Here is a 16,746-nt window from a genome sequence, read left to right as displayed (position 1 = left end):
CCGCGCGCCATGAATGGCGCGCGGCGCGACTCCGCGCAGGATTGCGCGGACGGAGCGCTGGAGCAATGCCATCGCAGGCCGGCTCCCGCCCCCGCAACACCAATATCAGGGCGCCCCAGCCCCCGACTTGTAGTCCTCGTACGACTTCTCCTCGACGTAGCTCGATCCCAGCGCCAGGTTGATCTCCTTCTTGATCCGCGCCCGCTCGTCGTTCTCGAAGTACACGCTGCGCGCCAGGCGCACGAACTCATCGTCGAAGGCCTGCGCCTTCTCCTTGACGCGGATGTCGTCCTCGATCACCCACAGGCGCTCGTTCACCGACTTCAGGTCCGCGCGCAGCTTGGCGATGTCGTGGCCCGCCGCCGGATGCGCCATCCAGGTCTTCTCCAGCGCGGTCAGCTCGTTGCGGACGTTGGCCAGCTTGGCCGCGTCGGACATGCGCTCGCTCTTGATCTGCAGGATCGCGATCTTGTCGAGCAGTTCGCCAAAAGACACCGGGACCAGGATTTCGGACATGACGCCGCCATTTGTTCAGGGGGAAGGGCCACAGTCTAGCGCCGTCGTGTCCGGGCTTGCCGAAGCGGCCGCCGACCCGTATCATTCCCGGCTCACTGCACCCGGAGAGGTGGCAGAGTGGTTGAATGTACCTGACTCGAAATCAGGCGTACGTTTATAGCGTACCGAGGGTTCGAATCCCTCCCTCTCCGCCAGTTTTGCCGAAAAGGACCCCACCGGGGTCCTTTTCTTTTCCTGCGTCCGCCCCAAGCGCACCAAACTGCGCAATCTTTGTCTTGCCCAGCGGCCGACGCGGCACGATGATCGCGTTATACGCAGCAGAAGACCGACGACGCGAACGGAAATGATCGAATTTGGACACCTGACGCACGTCGGGCTTCGCCGCGAGCTCAACGAGGACACCTACTACGGGGACAGCGAGTTGGGCCTGTGGCTGGTGGCCGACGGCATGGGGGGCCACGACTACGGCGAGGTGGCCAGCGCCCTGGCCCGCGAGACCATCGTGCGTGAGGTCCGCGATGGCACGCCCCTCGCCCAGGCCATCCGCATCGCCGACGAGGAAATCATCCGCACTTCGCGCCGGCGCAACGATGCGCTGCCCATGGGCACGACGGTGGTTGCGGCCCGGGTCAACGGCAACCGCTTCGAAGTGGCATGGGTGGGCGACAGCCGGGTCTACCTGTGGCGCGACGGCAACCTCGCACAGCTCTCGCAGGACCACAGCTATGTGCAGGAACTGATCGCCAACGGCGCGCTCACCCATGAGCAGGCGCGCAGCCATCCGCACCGCAACGTGGTCACCCAGGCACTGGGGGTCACCGATCCCAACAGCCTGAACGTGGAAACCATGACCGGCGAGCTGCGCCCCGGCATGCAACTGCTTTTGTGCAGCGACGGCCTGACCGAAGAGGTCGAGGACCGGGGCATCGCCCGCGTATTGTCACGCAACGATTGCAGCGCCCAGGAATGTGTCGACAGCCTGATCGCGGCCGCCCTGGACGGTGGCGGTTCGGACAATGTCACCGTGGTGCTGGTACGCAATCACTGACCCACGCGGAGTCCCACACCGGTCACGTACCTCGCGGTCTTGCCATTGACCGGGCTCACGGCCACCAGCAACGCGAGGTGCCTGTCAGGCAACCGCCTCCGCGACTTCTTCAAGCATCGCGTCCCACACCGCCCGCCCCGCCTTCTTGCGCAGCTTCTCCAGCCGCGCTTCATGCGCGGCCAGTTCATCGGGCAGGATCGCCACGCGCGGACGCGCGGATGCCGCCGTGGACCTGAACCCGGTAGCCGCCTGGGCAGGCGCGGCCTCACCACCATCGCCAAACCCGATCTCGCCCTGGCCCGAGGTCAGGGCGATGTAGACGTCGGCCAGGATCTGGGCATCAAGCAGCGCGCCGTGCAACTGGCGGTGGCTGTTGTCCACGCCCAGCCGCTTGCACAACGCATCCAGCGAGTTGCGCTGGCCCGGGAACCGCTGCCGCGCCATCAGCAGGGTGTCCTCCACCGTGGCGTGGTCGAGGATCCGGCCGTACTGCGCGCCTGCCAGCGCAAGCTCGTTGTCCAGGAAGCCGACGTCGAACGCGGCGTTGTGGATGATCAGCTCCGCGCCACGGATGAACTCGATGAACTCATCCACCACTTCGCCGAACACCGGCTTGTCGGCCAGGAACTCCAGCGTCAGCCCTGTCACCTCCTGCGCGCCCTGCTCGAAATCGCAGTCGGGCCTGAGGTAGCGGTGGAAGTGGTTGCCGGTCGGGCGCCGCTCCACCAGTTCCACGCAGCCGATTTCCACCACGCGGTTGCCGGTCTTCCAGTTCAGGCCCGTGGTTTCGGTGTCGAGGATGATCTGGCGCATGCGCGGTTGGCACTCCGGTTACAGGGACAGCGCGGGCAGGTTAGCACCCGCTTGGGTTGGACGACGCAGCAAGTTGATGGGATGGCTGCTTGCGGCCGAAGGCGCACGCCGTGGCGCCATGCACCAACGCGCCACTCAGCCACGCATGGCCTTGAAACGGATGGCCTGGTCACGCGCCAACACATCCACGCGCTCGTTGTCCGGGTCGCCGGAGTGGCCCTTCACCCACTTCCACTCGATCTGGTGGCGCTGCGTGGCGGCGTGCAACCGTTCCCACAGGTCGCGGTTCTTGACGGGGTCACCGCCGGCCGTCTTCCAACCGCGGCGCACCCAGTTGCGCATCCACTCGGTGATGCCCTGGCGCACGTACTGCGAGTCGGTCTGCAACACCACGACGCACGGCTCGGTGAGCGTTTCCAGCGCCATGATGGCGCCCATCAGCTCCATGCGGTTGTTGGTGGTGTCGGCTTCGCCCCCGCTGAGTTCGCGCTCCTTGCCCTTGTAGCGGAGCAGTGCGGCCCAGCCACCCGGGCCGGGGTTGCCGAGGCAGGCGCCATCGGTGTGCGCCTCGACGGCCTTCTTGGATGATTCAGTCATGGATCCATTATCGCCGGCTCGCGTCGCGCTGGCTCGGACGGACGCAGGTGGCCGGTCTGCCAACGCAGCTTGCGCAGGGGCGAAGGCGGTATGACGGCGCGCACGCGCTTGCTGACGGTCAGCGCGATGCCCGCGCGCAGCCGGTCCGCGGCACCAATGCCGCCTTCGCCGTGTTCCACCCGCCAACGCGGGCCCAGCCACTGCAGGCGCACCGAATCGACCGCAAACCCCGCACGGCGCAACGCACGCTGCCAGGCGCCCGGATGGCGCGCACGCAAGCCCGCACCCGCCCATCGCATGCGATAGGGGCACCATGGATTGAGTGCAGTCAACCAAAGCGTGCCGCCGGGTGCGAGCACGCGCTCGCACTCCCCCAGCATTGCATCGACGGCCACGCCATCATCCAACGCGTGCTGTACCAGCACGGCCCCCAACGACTCGCTGGCCAGGGGCAACGGCAGGCTGCAGCGCACCGCGCCCCACAGCCCCTCGTCCCCCCGCCGGTGCAGCAACAGCCCGCGGCGGCTGTCGTTGGGCGGGGGTTCCGCGGCGGCAACGCCTATCCAGGCCCATGGCAATGCCGGACACGCCGCCAGCACCTGTGAACCGGCGGAATACTCGGCTGCCAGCAGGCCCTGGCCTGCCAGCGTGCCGAACCAGTGCAGTCCATCACGCTGTCCGGGTTGACGCGGTTGCGCGTACGAAGGCATGTTCGGCGGGGCATCCGCAGGGAAGGGGGCGGCCGTCCAGTCTAGACCGGAGCCGCCGCCGCCGTGTACAGGACCGTTGACGCCAAGAGGACCCGTCTGCATGCAGCTTCGCGCGCTGCCCGCCTTCAACGACAACTACATCTGGGCCTTGTGCGACGAGGCGGGACGTGCGCTGTTCATCGACCCCGGTGATGCGGCGCCGGTTCTGGCGGCAGTCGCCGGAGGCCTGCAGCCGGCGGGAATCCTGCTCACCCACCACCACCACGACCACATCGGCGGCGTGCCGGAACTGCTTGCGCGCTGGCCCGGGCTGGAGGTGATCGCCCCCCACGACCCGCGCATCGCCCAAGCCACCCGGCGCGTGCGCGATCACGACCGCGTGGACCTGGCAGGCTGGTCGTTCGACGTGATCGCGGTACCCGGGCACACGCTGACCCACATCGCCTTCCACGGGCATGGGATGCTGTTCTGTGGCGACACCCTGTTCAGCCTGGGCTGTGGGCGGCTGTTCGAGGGCACGCCGGAGCAGATGCACGCCTCGCTGGCGCGGCTGGCGACCCTGCCCGGGGAGACCCTCGTGTGCTGCGCCCACGAATACACGCTCGGCAATGCCGCCTTCGCACTGGCGGTCGATCCGGACAACCCGGACCTGCAGCGGCGCGTGGCCGAGGCCCGGCACCAGCGCGAACAGGGGATGCCTACGCTTCCGACCCCGCTGGCCACGGAACGCACCTGCAACCCCTTCCTGCGCACGGAAACGCCGGCGATCCGCGCGGCGGTCGCCCGCCACCTCGGGCATGACCCGCAACCGGGCGCGGACACCTTCGCCGCGCTGCGCCGTTGGAAGGACGGGTTTGCATGATTGCCGTGGGCCCGCTGCAGCGTCCGCCCGCCGGCTCATCCTGGCGACGAAGCATGCCGTCACCAGCCATCGCGGTGCTGGCCTGTGTGCTGGCCTGTGTGCTGGTGATGGCGGCCCCTGCCCATGCAGGCACCGGGACCGCAGAGCCTGCCGAGCCTCAGCCGGAGACCTTGCCTGCGCACACCCGCAACGGCCTGGCCGTCTACCAGGCATTCCGCCAGGGACTGGCCGATTCCGAGTGCGAACCCGGTGCCAGCAAGCGCTGGCAGAAACATTTTGCCCACGCCCCGGTGCAACTGGCACGATCTGAGAACGAGGCCCTGCCGCTGCTCGGCTACGTGGTGGAGGCGCTGCACGAAGCACGGCTGCCCACCGAGTACGCGTTGATCCCGCTCGTGGAAAGTGGCTACAAGCCGGGGGCACGCAGCCCAGCGGGACCAGCGGGTCTGTGGCAGATGATTGCCCGCACCGCACGCCACCACCGCGTTCCCATCGGTCCGGGTTATGACGGTCGGCTCTCCCCGGTCGACTCCACGCGGGCCGCGGTACGCTACCTCAAGACCCTGCACGGGATGTTTGGCGGCAACTGGCAACTGGTGGCGATGGCCTACAACGCCGGTGAGCACCGCATCCTGGGCGCCGTGAAGCGCAGTGGACGCAAGGCGGCGGCGGTGGATCCGTCCGCCCTGACCGGCATTGCGGACATCACCCGCGCCTACCCGCGCAAGCTGCACGCCCTCTCCTGCCTGCTGGAGCAGGCGGATGACCGCGAGCGGTGGCGCGAGGCCATGGACCGGGACGTACCGCGCCTGGTGGAGGTCACCCTGCCCACCGACGCCACGGACCTGGGCCAATGGGCCCGCGCCCAGGGCCACGATCCCGCCTTGCTGGCCCGCCTGAACCCCGCCCACGCCACCGGCCCGCTGCGCGGCCGCGAGCGCAGGATCCTGGCACCGGCCGTGGATGCCTCCGCTGCGGACGGCGGCAAATAGGTAGCCCCTGCCTCGCCGGCAAGGCAAACTAGAGTCTTTGCTCGGCCGTGCCGACGGCCATCGCCCCACAAAGAGGTCAAGTCCATGGGTTTCCTGCAAGGCAAGCGTGTACTCATCACCGGCGTCGCCAGCCAACGTTCCATCGCCACCGGCATTGCCGAAGCGATGCGCCGCGAGGGCGCCGAACTGGCGTTCACCTACCAGACCGAGAAGCTCAAGTCGCGCGTGGAAGACTGCGCGAAGGAAAACGGCTCCAACATCGTGATCCCGCTGGACGTCAGTTCGGACGAGCAGATCGAGCAGTGCTTCGCCGAGCTGGGCAAGCACTGGCCGGAAGGCTTCGACGTCCTGGTGCATGCCATCGCCTACGCCCCGCGCGAGGCCATCGACGGCGAGTTCCTGGACGGCCTGACCCGCGAGAACTTCGCCATCGCGCATGACATCTCGGCGTACTCGCTGGCCGCACTGGCCAAGGCCGCACGCCCGATGATGAAGGGCCGCCGCGGCTCGATCCTGACGCTGAGCTACCTGGGCGCGGTGCGCGCGCTGCAGAACTACAACGTGATGGGCGTGGCCAAGGCCAGCCTCGAGGCCACCGTCCGCTACCTCGCGCTCAACCTCGGCCCGGACGGCATCCGCGTCAACGCGATCTCCGCCGGGCCGATCAAGACCCTCGCGGCCGCCGGCATCGCCAACTTCCGCAAGATGCTGGGCCACTTCGAGAAGTACACCCCGCTGCGGCGCACCGTCACCATCGAGGACGTGGGCAACACCGCTGCGTTCCTCTGCTCGGACCTGGCCAACGGCATCACCGGCGAAATCACCTACGTCGACTCGGGCTACAACATCCTGGGCATGACCGGCATCGGCGACGAAGACTGAGCGCGCTGCGGGGCGACCACCCCGCGCCAGTGCAACCCAAAGCCCGCCTCGATGGCGGGCCTTTTGCATTGGGTCGCTTTCCGTCGCGGTCCGTTGTCGTCGCGGCTATTTTCCCGCGGCCAGACAAACTGAAAGGCCCGGCAGCGATGCCGGGCCTTTCGCGTTACGTCATGTCCCGGACAGGACCCACCCTCAGAGGTTGGCCTCGACCACGGTGACCTTCATCTGCTTGCGCAGATGGCGCGACAGCGCATCCACGTCCCCCAGCCCATGGGCCTGGGCCAACTGCTGGCGCAGCATGGCCCGCTCCTGCGGGGAAGCCTCGGCCGGATTGCCGGGCTTGACCGCGTGCACGGCGAACAGCGCGATGCGGCCGTCATCCAGCACCAACTTGCCAGCCGAGCTCGCCCCGTTGGCCGGAGCCTTGGCCGCGAAGATGGCCGCACTCACCTCCGGGCTGGGGATGGGCATGCCGCGACGCAGGCCCGGCAGGGCCTGCGGGGCAGGCAGCTGCCTGGAGGCGGCGACGGCCTCCAGTGCCTCGCCCGCGGCGACCCGCGCCACCAGCGCGTCGGCGTCCTTCGCAGCCGCCTTGCGGGCACGATCCGCACGGATGGAGGCGACCACCTGGTCGCGCACCTGCGCCAGCGGCAGTGTCCGTTCCGGTGTGTGGCTTGCGACGCGGATCAGCACGCTGTGGCTGGGCCCGATCTCGATCGGATCGCTCACCGTGCCATCCTGCACCAGCACCTCGGAGAATGCGGCACGCTTGACCGCCGCGTGCGCCAGGATGCCCTCGTTGGAATCACGGGCCACCGGGCCGACCTTCAGCACCGGCAGGCCCACCTCGCGCGCCGCCGGCGCCAGCGAGGACGGATTCTTGTACACCAGGTCCACCAGACGGGTGGACAGGTCGTTGAACGCGCGCTCACGGTCCGTCTGCGCCTGCTCGGCCGCCAGGGTTTCGCGCACCGCCTCGAACGGCTGTTGCGCGGTGCCCTTCACCTCGCGCAGCTGGATCACGTGCCAGCCGAACGCGGACTTCACCGGTGCGCTGACCTCGCCGGCCTTCATCGCGAACAGTGCGGACTCGAACGCGGGGTCCATGATGCCCTTCGACACCCAGCCCAGGTCGCCACCGGCGGCCTTGCTGCCATCGTCGTCGCTGTTGGCGCGCGCAATGGCCGCAAAATCCGCGCCCGGCGCCTTGGCTTCGGCAGCCAGTTTGGCGGCCTTGGCCTCGGCCGCCTTCTGCGTGGCGGCGTCGGCGCCATCGGCCACCTGCACCAGGATGTGCGAGGCCAAACGCTCCTCGCTGGCGGCAAACTTGCCCTTCTCCTGCTCATAACGCTGGCGCAGCGTGGCTTCGTCCGCCGGAGGAGGCGGCGCCATCGATGCGCCATCCAGGGTCACGTACTCCAGGCTCACCGTCTCCCTGGCGCGGAAATCCGCGCCATGGTTGTCGTACCAGGACTTGATCTCCGCATCGGCCACCGGGGCGACGTCGGGTGCCGGCGGCGGCATGAACAGCACGCTGGCATCGCGGGTTTCGCCCAGCACGCGCATCAGGCGCTCAAGCTCGGCATCGGTGACGAAGTTGCTGTTGGCTATCCCGGCGACCACCACGGACTGGCGCAGGTCATCGCGCAGGGTCGCTTCGAACTGGCGCGGGGTTTGCGCCGGCACGGCCGATGCCAGTGCCAACTGGTAGCGCTGCGGATTGAACTTGCCATCCACCTGGAAGGCCGGGATTTCCTGGATCGTCCTGCGCACCTGCGCATCGCTGACCTCGAGCCCCGCACGCTCGGACGCCATGCCACGCAGCTTCTCGTCGATCATCGACTCCAGGATCTCGCGCTTGTTGTCCACGGCTTCGAACGACTTGGGATCGAAGGCATCACCGTCCTGTTGGCGGCGGCGCTGGCGTTCCTGCTCGAAACGCGCGCGGAATTCCTCGGACGTGATCTTGTCGTGGTGCCACAGCATCGACGCTGGCCACCAGGACGGTGCGCTGGCCCACCACGTCGGCGGCGCGTCGATCTTGGCCACGGCGTCATCGGTGCGCTGCACCATGTAGTCCTGGAGACCAAACAGGGCGAAAGGAATGATCAGCAGGCCAAGGATGACCGTGGCGAGCCAGCCGGAAGTCTTGTCGCGGAGTGTCTGCAGCATGCCCGGAAAGAAGAAGACGGAAGCCGGACAGTGTAACCCGGCTTAACCGTGGAATCTGGCGCGGCGCAAAAGGCCCAACGGGGACCTCGGGCGTTGGCAACCCACGCGGCTGCGGACATTCGCAATAATGCGCAGGCGCATCCGGGGACGGCGTGAAACGCAGCCGCGAAAGTTCCGCCTGGCGAACGCGCAAAAACAAAGGCGCCCTTGCGGGCGCCTTTGGCGAAACTGGCGGAGTGGACGGGACTCGAACCCGCGACCTCCGGCGTGACAGGCCAGCATTCTAACCGACTGAACTACCACTCCGCGCTTCAAACTCGAGACAGATATTCTGCAGTAGTTTTTCTGTTTTGGGAAGATCCCAGTTCAGAATTTCTTGCAGGATTATTCTGGATGTTGCCTGGATGCTGTGGTGGGTGCTGAGGGTTTCGAACCCCCGACCCTCTCCGTGTAAAGGAGACGCTCTACCGCTGAGCTAAGCACCCATCCGACTGCCCGGGCCACGGCCCGGGCAGCGAGCCGCTTAGTTTACAGCGTCCTTCAGGGCCTTGCCAGCCTTGAACGACGGGTTCTTCGAGGCCTTGATCTTGATGGTCTCGCCGGTCTTCGGGTTGCGGCCCTGGCGGGCGGCGCGCTTGCGCACTTCGAAGGTACCGAAGCCCACCAGCGTGACGGTCTCGCCCTTCTTCAAGGTCTTGGTGATCACGCTGATGACCGCGTCGACGGCGCTGGAAGCGTCGGTCTTGGACAGCTCGGCAGCGTCGGCGACGGCAGCTACAAATTCGGCCTTGTTCATTCTTTTGGACTCCGTGTGCGGATGTGACCGCATTCTCTTGAGAACCGGGGCTGCCTGCCTCGGCAGTGCAGTCCCCGATCGAGCTTGCCGCGCAACAGGGACGCGCGGTTGCGCCCGTTATACCAGCGGCATTTTGACCCCGCAAGCCGCAAACCCAATAACGACGGGCCTTTCAGAGGTATTTTCCCACCGGTGGCCGCCGGTGGACATCAATGCTTGATGCTCGCCTGCGTGCCCGGCTTGCGTGCGCGCTTCACGCCTGCCGCCTTGTCTCCAACAGGTGGCTTCGCGGGCCCCAGCGGCCGTTCCAGCGCGATATCGAGCACTTCGTCGATCCACCGGACCGGAATGATCTTCAGGCCCTGGGTCACGGCCTTGGGCAGGTCGACCAGGTCCTTGGCGTTTTCCTCCGGGATCACCACGGTGCGGATGCCACCGCGCAGCGCGGCCAGCAGCTTCTCCTTCAGGCCGCCGATGGGCAGCACACGGCCGCGCAGGGTGATCTCGCCGGTCATGGCCACGTCGGCCTTGACCGGGTTCTTGGTCAGCATCGACACCAGCGCGGTGGCCATGGCAATACCGGCGCTCGGGCCGTCCTTCGGCGTCGCGCCCTCGGGCACGTGCACGTGCACGTCGTGCTTCTGCAGGAAGTCCAGGTCGATGCCCAGGCGCTCGGTGCGCGCACGCACCACGCTCAGTGCGGCCGACGCCGACTCCTTCATCACGTCACCCAACTGGCCGGTGAGCAGCAGCTGGCCCTTGCCCGGCACCAGCGTGGACTCGATCTGCAACAGGTCGCCGCCCACTTCCGTCCAGGCCAGGCCGGTCACCAGGCCGATCTCGTTCTGTTCCTCGGCGCGACCGAAGTCGAAGCGCTGCACGCCCAGGTACTTCTCGAGGTTCTTCGCGTTGACCTTGATCGCGCTGTCCTTGGCCTTCTTCGGCTTCGGGCCCGCCAGCGCGATTTCCTTCACCACCTTGCGGCAGATCTTTGCAATCTCGCGCTCCAGGTTGCGCACGCCCGATTCGCGCGTGTAGTAGCGCACGATGTCGCGCACCGCGCTTTCATCGATCTTGATCTCGCCTTCCTTCAGGCCATTGGCCTTGATCTGCTTGGGCAGCAGGTAGCGCATGGCGATGTTGAGCTTCTCTTCCTCGGTGTAACCGGGAATGCGGATCACCTCCATGCGGTCCAGCAGCGGGCCCGGGATGTTGAGCGAGTTGGATGTGGCGACGAACATCACCTCGCTCAGGTCCAGGTCGACCTCGAGGTAGTGGTCGTTGAAGGCATGGTTCTGTTCGGGGTCCAGCACCTCCAGCAGCGCCGACGACGGATCACCACGGAAGTCCATCGACATCTTGTCGATCTCGTCCAGCACGAACAGCGGATTCTTGCTGCCTACCTTGTTGAGGTTCTGCACGATGCGGCCGGGCATCGAGCCGACATAGGTCCGGCGGTGGCCACGGATCTCGGCTTCGTCGCGCACACCGCCCAGCGACATGCGCACGAACTTGCGGTTGGTGGCTTTGGCAATACTCTGCCCGAGCGAGGTCTTGCCCACGCCCGGCGGTCCGACCAGGCACAGGATCGCGCCCTTCATGTTCTTCACGCGCGTCTGCACCGCGAGGTATTCCAGGATGCGCTCCTTGACCTTCTCCAAACCGAAGTGGTCGGCGTCGAGCACGTCCTGCGCGGCCTTGAGGTCCTTGCGGATCTTGGTGCGCTTCTTCCACGGCACGCCCAGCAGCCAGTCGAGGTAGTTGCGCACCACCGCGGCCTCGGCCGACATCGGCGACATCTGCTTGAGCTTGTTGAGCTCGGCCTTGGCCTTGGCTTCCACCGGCTTGGGCATGCCGGCCTCGGCGATCTTGCGGGTGAGCTCGTCGATGTCGTTGGGCGCCTCGTCGATCTCGCCGAGCTCCTTCTGGATCGCCTTCATCTGCTCGTTGAGGTAGTACTCGCGCTGGCTCTTCTCCATCTGCGACTTGACCCGGCCGCGGATGCGTTTCTCCAGCTGCTGCACGTCGATCTCGCCGTCGACCAGGCCGACCAGCTGCTCCAGGCGCGCGCCGATGGCGTGCGTCTCCAGCAGCTTCTGCTTGTCGACCAGGCGCACGCCCAGGTGCGCGGCGATGGTGTCGGCCAGGCGACCCGGCTCCTCGATGCCCTGCAGCGTCTGCATCAGCTCGGGCGGCAGCTTGCGGTTGGTCTTGACGTACATCTCGAACTGGCCCATCAGCGCACGGGCGATGGCCTCCAGCTCACGCTCGGGGCGATCGACCTCAGGCGCCACTTCGTGGGCGCGGCCGGTCAACGTGCCATTGACCTCGCTGACCCCGTCCACCTGCACGCGCGACACGCCTTCCACCAGCACCTTGATGGTGCCGTCAGGCAGCTTGAGCAGTTGCAGCACGTGGGCCAGCGTACCGACACGGTGCAGGTCGCCGGCACCCGGGTCATCGGTCTCGGCGACCTTCTGCGCGACCAGGAGGATGCGCTTGTCGGCGTCCATGGCCATGTCGAGCGCCTTGATCGACTTCTCGCGGCCAACAAACAGCGGGATGACCATGTGCGGGAACACGACGACGTCGCGCAGCGGCAGCACCGGCAGGTCGAGCGTTGCGCTGGCAACAGGCTCACGGGGCTTGGATTCGGTCATGGTGCTCTCCGGGGACGGCAGGGTCGGACGGCGGGCGCCCTTCCACAGAAGAAACGGGGGGCTCAAGGCCCTATGGCCACGGTTATGGGGGCCTCGACGCGGGGATGCAAGCGCACCGGAACGCCGCCCCACGACGCGACCGCAAACCCGTTCAGGAACATGGGCTTGCAAACGCAGACGCCGCCCAATGGGGCGGCGTCCGGGGTGAACGGGAACGCGCCCCGGCCCGCCTGCGCGAACCGGGGATCGGCCCGGGCGGCTCAGTCGCCCGAGGCGGCCTTCGGCGCGGCGGCCGGCGGCGTCTGGTAGATCAGGTACGGGTCGGTCTTGTGGTCGATCACCGACTCGTCCACCACCACCTTGCTCACGTTCTCCAGCGACGGCAGGTCGTACATGGTGTCCAGCAGCACGCCTTCGACAATGGTGCGCAGGCCGCGGGCACCGGTCTTGCGCTTGAGCGCCTTGCGGGCGATCGCGGTCAGTGCGTCCGGGCGGAACTCCAGTTCCACGCCTTCCATCTCGAACAGCTTCTTGAACTGCTTGGTGATGGCGTTCTTGGGCTCGGTCAGGATCTTGACCAGCGCGGCCTCGTCCAGTTCCTCCAGCGTGGCGACCACCGGCAGGCGACCGACGAATTCCGGAATCAGGCCGAACTTGATCAGGTCCTCGGGCTCGACATCGGCCAGGATCTTGCCGGTGTCCACCTTGCGCTCGCTGCTCTTGACCTTGGCGCCAAAGCCGATGCCGCCGGCCTCGGTGCTGCGCTGCTGGATCACCTTCTCCAGGCCGGCGAACGCGCCGCCGACGATGAACAGGATGTTGCGCGTGTCGACCTGCAGGAATTCCTGCTGCGGGTGCTTGCGGCCACCCTGCGGCGGCACGCTGGCGATGGTGCCTTCGATCAGCTTGAGCAGCGCCTGCTGCACGCCCTCGCCCGAAACGTCGCGGGTGATGGACGGGTTGTCGCTCTTGCGCGAGATCTTGTCGATCTCGTCGATGTAGACGATGCCCTGCTGCGCCTTGTCGACGTCGTAGTCGCACTTCTGCAGCAGCTTCTGGATGATGTTCTCCACGTCCTCGCCCACGTAACCGGCTTCGGTCAGCGTGGTGGCGTCGGCCATGGTGAACGGCACGTTGAGCATGCGCGCCAACGTCTCGGCCAGCAGCGTCTTGCCCGAACCGGTGGGGCCCACCAGCAGGATGTTGGACTTGGCCAGCTCGACGTCGTCGTTCTTCTGCCGGCTCTCGATGCGCTTGTAGTGGTTGTACACCGCCACGGCGAGGGTCCTCTTCGCGCGCGGCTGGCCGATCACGTACTGGTCGAGGACCTCGAGGATCTCCTTGGGCTTGGGCAGGTGGCTGCGCGCCGACTGCGCCTTCTCCTCGAGTTCCTCGCGGATGATGTCATTGCACAACTCCACGCATTCATCGCAGATGAACACGCTGGGACCCGCAATCAGCTTGCGGACCTCATGCTGGCTCTTACCGCAGAACGAGCAGTAAAGAATCTTGTTGCTGTCGCCGGTACCGCGGCTCTTTTGCTCGTCGCTCATGCTTTTGCCTGTTGGTGCTCAAGTCCCCAGCCCAGGCCCGTTCACAGGGTCTGGGAGGGTGCTTCGGCCCGAGAATAGCACAGGGTTCCGGCCCGCCAAGGGGCCGGCTCCCGGGCCGGGAAAACGTGGTGAAAGCCCCGCGGAACGTGCCTGGCGGAGACCTGCCCCGCCATCCATCCCGGGGATGGGCCGATGGGTCAGCCCGCCTGGACCGACTCGTCCGGGCGGCGCTCCAGCACCTGGTCGATCAGGCCGTACTCGCGGGCGGCCTCGGCGCTCTTGAAATTGTCGCGCTCGGTGTCGCGGGCAATGGTCTCCAGCGGCTGGCCGGTGTGCTTGGACAGGGTCTCGTTGAGGCGCTGCTTCAGCGACAGGATCTCGCGGGCGTGGATGTCGATGTCCGTGGCCTGGCCCTGGAACCCGCCCAGCGGCTGGTGGATCATCACGCGCGAGTTGGGGAGCGCATAGCGCTTGCCCGGCGCGCCCGAGGCCAGCAGCAGCGCGCCCATGGAGGCCGCCTGGCCGACGCAGATGGTGCTCACGTCCGGCTTGATGTACTGCATGGTGTCGTAGATGGCCATGCCCGCGGTAACGATGCCACCCGGGGAGTTGATGTACAGGCTGATGTCCTTCTCGGGGTTCTCGGCCTCGAGGAACAGCAGCTGGGCCACGATCACATTGGCCATGTAGTCGTCGATCGGGCCGACGAGGAAGATCACCCGCTCCTTCAGCAGGCGCGAATAGATGTCATACGCGCGCTCGCCGCGGCTGGTCTGCTCGACCACCATCGGGACGAGGTTCAGGGCTTGGGTCCGGTAATCCATGCAATGGCACCTGTGAAGACTGTGGGGCGTTGCGACCAAATTGGGGCCGCCGTGTTGAAAGCGCAAGTGGTGCCTTGCCGTCCATGGGCGATCCGCTCAGGCGGACAGCCGGGGTGGGCAAGGACAAAGGGCGCCGCAGGGGCGCCCTTCCTGCCCAACGGCCCGGCTCGCTGCCGGGCGTGGAACGCTTGCTCCGGCAAGGCCTGCACCCTGCGGTGCGGCCGTGCCTCGGCGGTTACTGGCGGATCGCCTCGCTGAACGACAGCGGCTGTTCGGTGTGCTGGGCGCGCTCGGCGATCCAGTCGATCACCTGCTCTTCCATCACGCGGTTCTGCAGGCCGGCCATCAACTGCTGGTCATTGCGGTACAGCTCGATGACCTGCTGCGGCTCCTCGTAGGTGGAGGCGATCAGCTGCAGGGTCTCGGTGACGCGCTTGGGGTCCAGGCGCAGTTCGTTGCGACGGGCCACTTCGCCCACCAGCAGGCCCACCAGCACGCGCTTGCGGGCGGCGTCCAGGTAGTTCTGGTACATGTCGGCCGGCACGTCGCCGACGTTGCGGCCGGCGCGCTGCGCCTGCTCGACCACCTGGGCGGCCATGCCACGGGCTTCGCCCTCGACCAGCTTCGGCGGCATCTCGACGTGCGCGTAGGCCGCGATCAGCTGCTCACCGACTTCGCGGCGCAGGCGGGTCATCAGCGCGCCCTTGAGCTCGCGCTCCAGGTTGCTGCGGATGTCCTTGCGGAACTGTTCGGCATCGCCGCTCTTCACGCCGAAGCTCTTGATGAAGGCCGCGTCCACGTCCGGCAGCACCGGCTCGGACACTTCCTTGACCTGCAGGGTCACGGCGACCTTCTTGCCGGCGAACTGCGGTACGCGCCAGTCGGCGGGGAAGTCGACGTCGACGGTCTTCTCGTCGCCGGCCTTCATGCCGGCCAGCGCAGCCTCGATGGCCGGGAACATCACGTTCGAGCCAATGGCGGTGGCGCCACGCTCGGTGCCCTCGGCCGGCAGGCGCTCGCCGTCGACCACGGAGAAGGTTTCAAGGCCAACCAGGTCGCCTTCCTTCGCCTCGCGCTCGACCTTGTTCCAGGTGCGGCGCTGCATGCGCAGGTTCTCGAGCATGGTGTCGATGTCGGCGTCGGTGACGTCGGCGGTGTTGCGCACCACGTTGAGCTTGGCCACGTCGACGTCACCGAAGTCCGGCACCACCTCGAAGGTGGCGACGAAGTTCATCTCGCCCTCGCCCGGCACGATCTGCGGGTTGCCGGCGATCTGCAGCGCGTTGTCGCGCACGGCGTTGCCGAAGCTCTCGCGCAGCAGGCCATCCATCACCTCGGCGCGAACCTGCGGACCGAAACGCTGCTCGATCACGCTGGCCGGCACCTTGCCCTTGCGGAAGCCCTTGAGGTTGGCACCGCGCTGGATTTCCTTGAGGCGGCCACCGACCACGGACTCGTAGCGGTCCGTCGGCAGGGTGAAGGTGAGGCGGCGTTCAAGATTGCCCAGCGATTCGACCGAAACTTGCATATCCACTCCTGCAACCACGGCTACCTGCCGCGGCACGATGTTGTTGATCTGGTGTCAGGGACCGGGCACGGCGGTGCGCCGCGGGCTCCCTGCGAACTTGCTAGTTTCGCTGATTCCGGACCGGGCCGCCACCATCCAATGGAATCCAACTGATGCCGGGGCTGCCGACAGAGGGGCTTGCCTCCTGACGGCTCGCTCGGTGATGGGGTAAAGGGAAGCGCCTGCCGACGGAGCAGCCTTCCCCCGCGACGGCCCGCTTGGGCGACATGGGGGAACTTTTACTGAGTTGGCGTGGTGCGAAAGGGGGGACTCGAACCCCCACGCCTTGCGGGCACTGGAACCTAAATCCAGGGCGTCTACCAATTCCGCCACTTTCGCAAAGCCGGACCGATTGCTTCGACCGTCCGCCCCGTCATTCTAGGACGGGCTCCCGAAAAGGAAAAAGGTTCTTCTCCCAACTGAGGGAGAGGCGCACGGCCGACCCGGCTAATTTGTGGTTGTCGAGACTACAAACAGGGGTCGGCCGTGGCCGAAGGGGATTGTATGGCCCAGCTGGGTGGCTGGGTGGGCTACCGGGTTGGGGAGTGGCGTCACGAGATGCGTGGGGCGCTGCGCTGGCTGGTGGTGGAGCTGGCACCAGAACCTGGAGTGGCGCGAACCTGCATGGGGTGTGGCGGCCGGGTTGAAGCGATCCACGACCGCACAATGCGCCGGGTTCGGGATCTGCCGGTGTTCGGAGATCCGGTTGAGTTGCGGCTACCGCGCCTGCGACTGGCCTGTCCGGGGTGCGGCC

14 protein-coding genes, 4 tRNA genes and 1 pseudogene are annotated in these 16,746 nt (G+C 66.9%); 6 read left to right on the top strand and 13 right to left on the bottom strand.

The annotated features are described in order from the left end of the window. Nucleotides 1–105: 105 nt before the first annotated feature. A complete protein-coding gene (locus IP93_RS14275) occupies nt 106–516 on the bottom strand; it encodes a DUF6165 family protein (RefSeq protein ID WP_144816826.1) in 411 nt (136 codons plus the stop codon). Between the two features lie 103 nt (nt 517–619). Here IP93_RS14275 and IP93_RS14270 point away from each other — a divergent pair. Together IP93_RS14270 and IP93_RS14265 are read left to right on the top strand one after the other, a co-directional pair. Beyond that, nucleotides 620–710 (top strand) — tRNA-Ser (locus tag IP93_RS14270). 149 nt (nt 711–859) lie between these two features. Then, entirely contained in the window at nt 860–1,564 is a 705-nt protein-coding gene (locus IP93_RS14265) for a PP2C family protein-serine/threonine phosphatase (RefSeq protein ID WP_144816824.1), read from the top strand. A gap of 84 nt (nt 1,565–1,648) precedes the next feature. On the opposite strand, the gene dnaQ is transcribed toward IP93_RS14265, so the two are convergent. From dnaQ to IP93_RS14250, 3 genes are all read right to left on the bottom strand, one after another. Next, complete coding sequence (dnaQ, locus tag IP93_RS14260) at nt 1,649–2,377, bottom strand: DNA polymerase III subunit epsilon (protein ID WP_144816823.1); 729 nt, start codon at nt 2,375–2,377, stop codon at nt 1,649–1,651. 135 nt (nt 2,378–2,512) lie between these two features. Then, nucleotides 2,513–2,974 (bottom strand): ribonuclease HI, encoded by a 462-nt coding sequence (gene rnhA / locus IP93_RS14255; RefSeq protein WP_144816821.1) that lies wholly within the window; start codon nt 2,972–2,974, stop codon nt 2,513–2,515. Then, complete coding sequence (locus IP93_RS14250) at nt 2,971–3,684, bottom strand: class I SAM-dependent methyltransferase (RefSeq protein ID WP_144816819.1); 714 nt, start codon at nt 3,682–3,684, stop codon at nt 2,971–2,973. The genes rnhA and IP93_RS14250 overlap by 4 nt, the downstream gene beginning before the upstream one ends. A 100-nt stretch (nt 3,685–3,784) precedes the next feature. Between IP93_RS14250 and gloB the strand changes: the two genes are divergently transcribed. From gloB to IP93_RS14235, 3 genes are all read left to right on the top strand, one after another. Then, a complete protein-coding gene (gloB, locus tag IP93_RS14245; RefSeq protein WP_144816818.1) occupies nt 3,785–4,546 on the top strand; it encodes a hydroxyacylglutathione hydrolase in 762 nt (253 codons plus the stop codon). 53 nt (nt 4,547–4,599) lie between these two features. Then, nucleotides 4,600–5,538 (top strand): lytic transglycosylase domain-containing protein, encoded by a 939-nt coding sequence (locus IP93_RS14240; RefSeq protein WP_242006883.1) that lies wholly within the window; start codon nt 4,600–4,602, stop codon nt 5,536–5,538. An 84-nt stretch (nt 5,539–5,622) separates the two neighbouring features. Beyond that, a complete protein-coding gene (locus tag IP93_RS14235) occupies nt 5,623–6,420 on the top strand; it encodes an enoyl-ACP reductase FabI (protein WP_144816816.1) in 798 nt (265 codons plus the stop codon). A 192-nt stretch (nt 6,421–6,612) separates the two neighbouring features. Here IP93_RS14235 and IP93_RS14230 read toward each other — a convergent pair whose 3' ends face one another. From IP93_RS14230 to IP93_RS14190, 9 genes and pseudogenes are all read right to left on the bottom strand, one after another. Beyond that, entirely contained in the window at nt 6,613–8,592 is a 1,980-nt protein-coding gene (locus IP93_RS14230; RefSeq protein ID WP_144816814.1) for a SurA N-terminal domain-containing protein, read from the bottom strand. Nucleotides 8,593–8,821: 229 nt separating this feature from the next. Then, a tRNA-Asp gene (locus IP93_RS14225) sits at nt 8,822–8,898 on the bottom strand. 104 nt (nt 8,899–9,002) lie between these two features. Further along, a tRNA-Val gene (locus IP93_RS14220) sits at nt 9,003–9,077 on the bottom strand. 38 nt (nt 9,078–9,115) lie between these two features. Continuing rightward, nucleotides 9,116–9,481, bottom strand: a pseudogene (locus tag IP93_RS14215) (HU family DNA-binding protein); the annotation flags it as partial. Between the two features lie 116 nt (nt 9,482–9,597). Continuing rightward, entirely contained in the window at nt 9,598–12,048 is a 2,451-nt protein-coding gene (gene lon / locus IP93_RS14210) for an endopeptidase La (protein ID WP_144816811.1), read from the bottom strand. Nucleotides 12,049–12,308: 260 nt separating this feature from the next. Next, the gene (clpX, locus tag IP93_RS14205) at nt 12,309–13,601 is read right to left on the bottom strand and encodes an ATP-dependent Clp protease ATP-binding subunit ClpX (protein ID WP_144816810.1); all 1,293 of its coding nucleotides are present in this window, start codon (nt 13,599–13,601) and stop codon (nt 12,309–12,311) included. A 197-nt stretch (nt 13,602–13,798) separates the two neighbouring features. Continuing rightward, nucleotides 13,799–14,425 (bottom strand): ATP-dependent Clp endopeptidase proteolytic subunit ClpP, encoded by a 627-nt coding sequence (clpP, locus tag IP93_RS14200; RefSeq protein ID WP_144816808.1) that lies wholly within the window; start codon nt 14,423–14,425, stop codon nt 13,799–13,801. A gap of 235 nt (nt 14,426–14,660) precedes the next feature. Continuing rightward, the gene (gene tig / locus IP93_RS14195) at nt 14,661–15,953 is read right to left on the bottom strand and encodes a trigger factor (RefSeq protein ID WP_144816807.1); all 1,293 of its coding nucleotides are present in this window, start codon (nt 15,951–15,953) and stop codon (nt 14,661–14,663) included. A 292-nt stretch (nt 15,954–16,245) separates the two neighbouring features. Next, nucleotides 16,246–16,331 (bottom strand) — tRNA-Leu (locus IP93_RS14190). Between the two features lie 165 nt (nt 16,332–16,496). Here IP93_RS14190 and IP93_RS14185 point away from each other — a divergent pair. Further along, nucleotides 16,497–16,746 (top strand): transposase family protein (locus IP93_RS14185; protein ID WP_144816805.1); only part of this gene is annotated, 250 nt, incomplete at its 3' end.

Origin of the sequence: Aerolutibacter ruishenii (assembly GCF_007830115.1) — a bacterium.
Taxonomy (GTDB): Bacteria; Pseudomonadota; Gammaproteobacteria; order Xanthomonadales; family Xanthomonadaceae; genus Aerolutibacter; species Aerolutibacter ruishenii.
Note: the sequence above shows the minus strand (reverse complement) of the source record. Positions and strands in the feature narration are given on the sequence as shown.

Excerpts from the sequence above, each read along its gene's own strand:
- rnhA (WP_144816821.1), bottom strand. The coding sequence starts at position 2,974 with ATGACTGAATCATCCAAGAAGGCCGTCGAGGCGCACACCGATGGCGCC.
- clpX (WP_144816810.1), bottom strand. The coding sequence starts at position 13,601 with ATGAGCGACGAGCAAAAGAGCCGCGGTACCGGCGACAGCAACAAGATT.
- IP93_RS14235 (WP_144816816.1), top strand. The coding sequence starts at position 5,623 with ATGGGTTTCCTGCAAGGCAAGCGTGTACTCATCACCGGCGTCGCCAGC.
- clpP (WP_144816808.1), bottom strand. The coding sequence starts at position 14,425 with ATGGATTACCGGACCCAAGCCCTGAACCTCGTCCCGATGGTGGTCGAG.
- dnaQ (WP_144816823.1), bottom strand. The coding sequence starts at position 2,377 with ATGCGCCAGATCATCCTCGACACCGAAACCACGGGCCTGAACTGGAAG.
- lon (WP_144816811.1), bottom strand. The coding sequence starts at position 12,048 with ATGACCGAATCCAAGCCCCGTGAGCCTGTTGCCAGCGCAACGCTCGAC.
- IP93_RS14250 (WP_144816819.1), bottom strand. The coding sequence starts at position 3,684 with ATGCCTTCGTACGCGCAACCGCGTCAACCCGGACAGCGTGATGGACTG.
- tig (WP_144816807.1), bottom strand. The coding sequence starts at position 15,953 with ATGCAAGTTTCGGTCGAATCGCTGGGCAATCTTGAACGCCGCCTCACC.
- IP93_RS14240 (WP_242006883.1), top strand. The coding sequence starts at position 4,600 with ATGCCGTCACCAGCCATCGCGGTGCTGGCCTGTGTGCTGGCCTGTGTG.
- IP93_RS14265 (WP_144816824.1), top strand. The coding sequence starts at position 860 with ATGATCGAATTTGGACACCTGACGCACGTCGGGCTTCGCCGCGAGCTC.
- IP93_RS14230 (WP_144816814.1), bottom strand. The coding sequence starts at position 8,592 with ATGCTGCAGACACTCCGCGACAAGACTTCCGGCTGGCTCGCCACGGTC.
- gloB (WP_144816818.1), top strand. The coding sequence starts at position 3,785 with ATGCAGCTTCGCGCGCTGCCCGCCTTCAACGACAACTACATCTGGGCC.
- IP93_RS14275 (WP_144816826.1), bottom strand. The coding sequence starts at position 516 with ATGTCCGAAATCCTGGTCCCGGTGTCTTTTGGCGAACTGCTCGACAAG.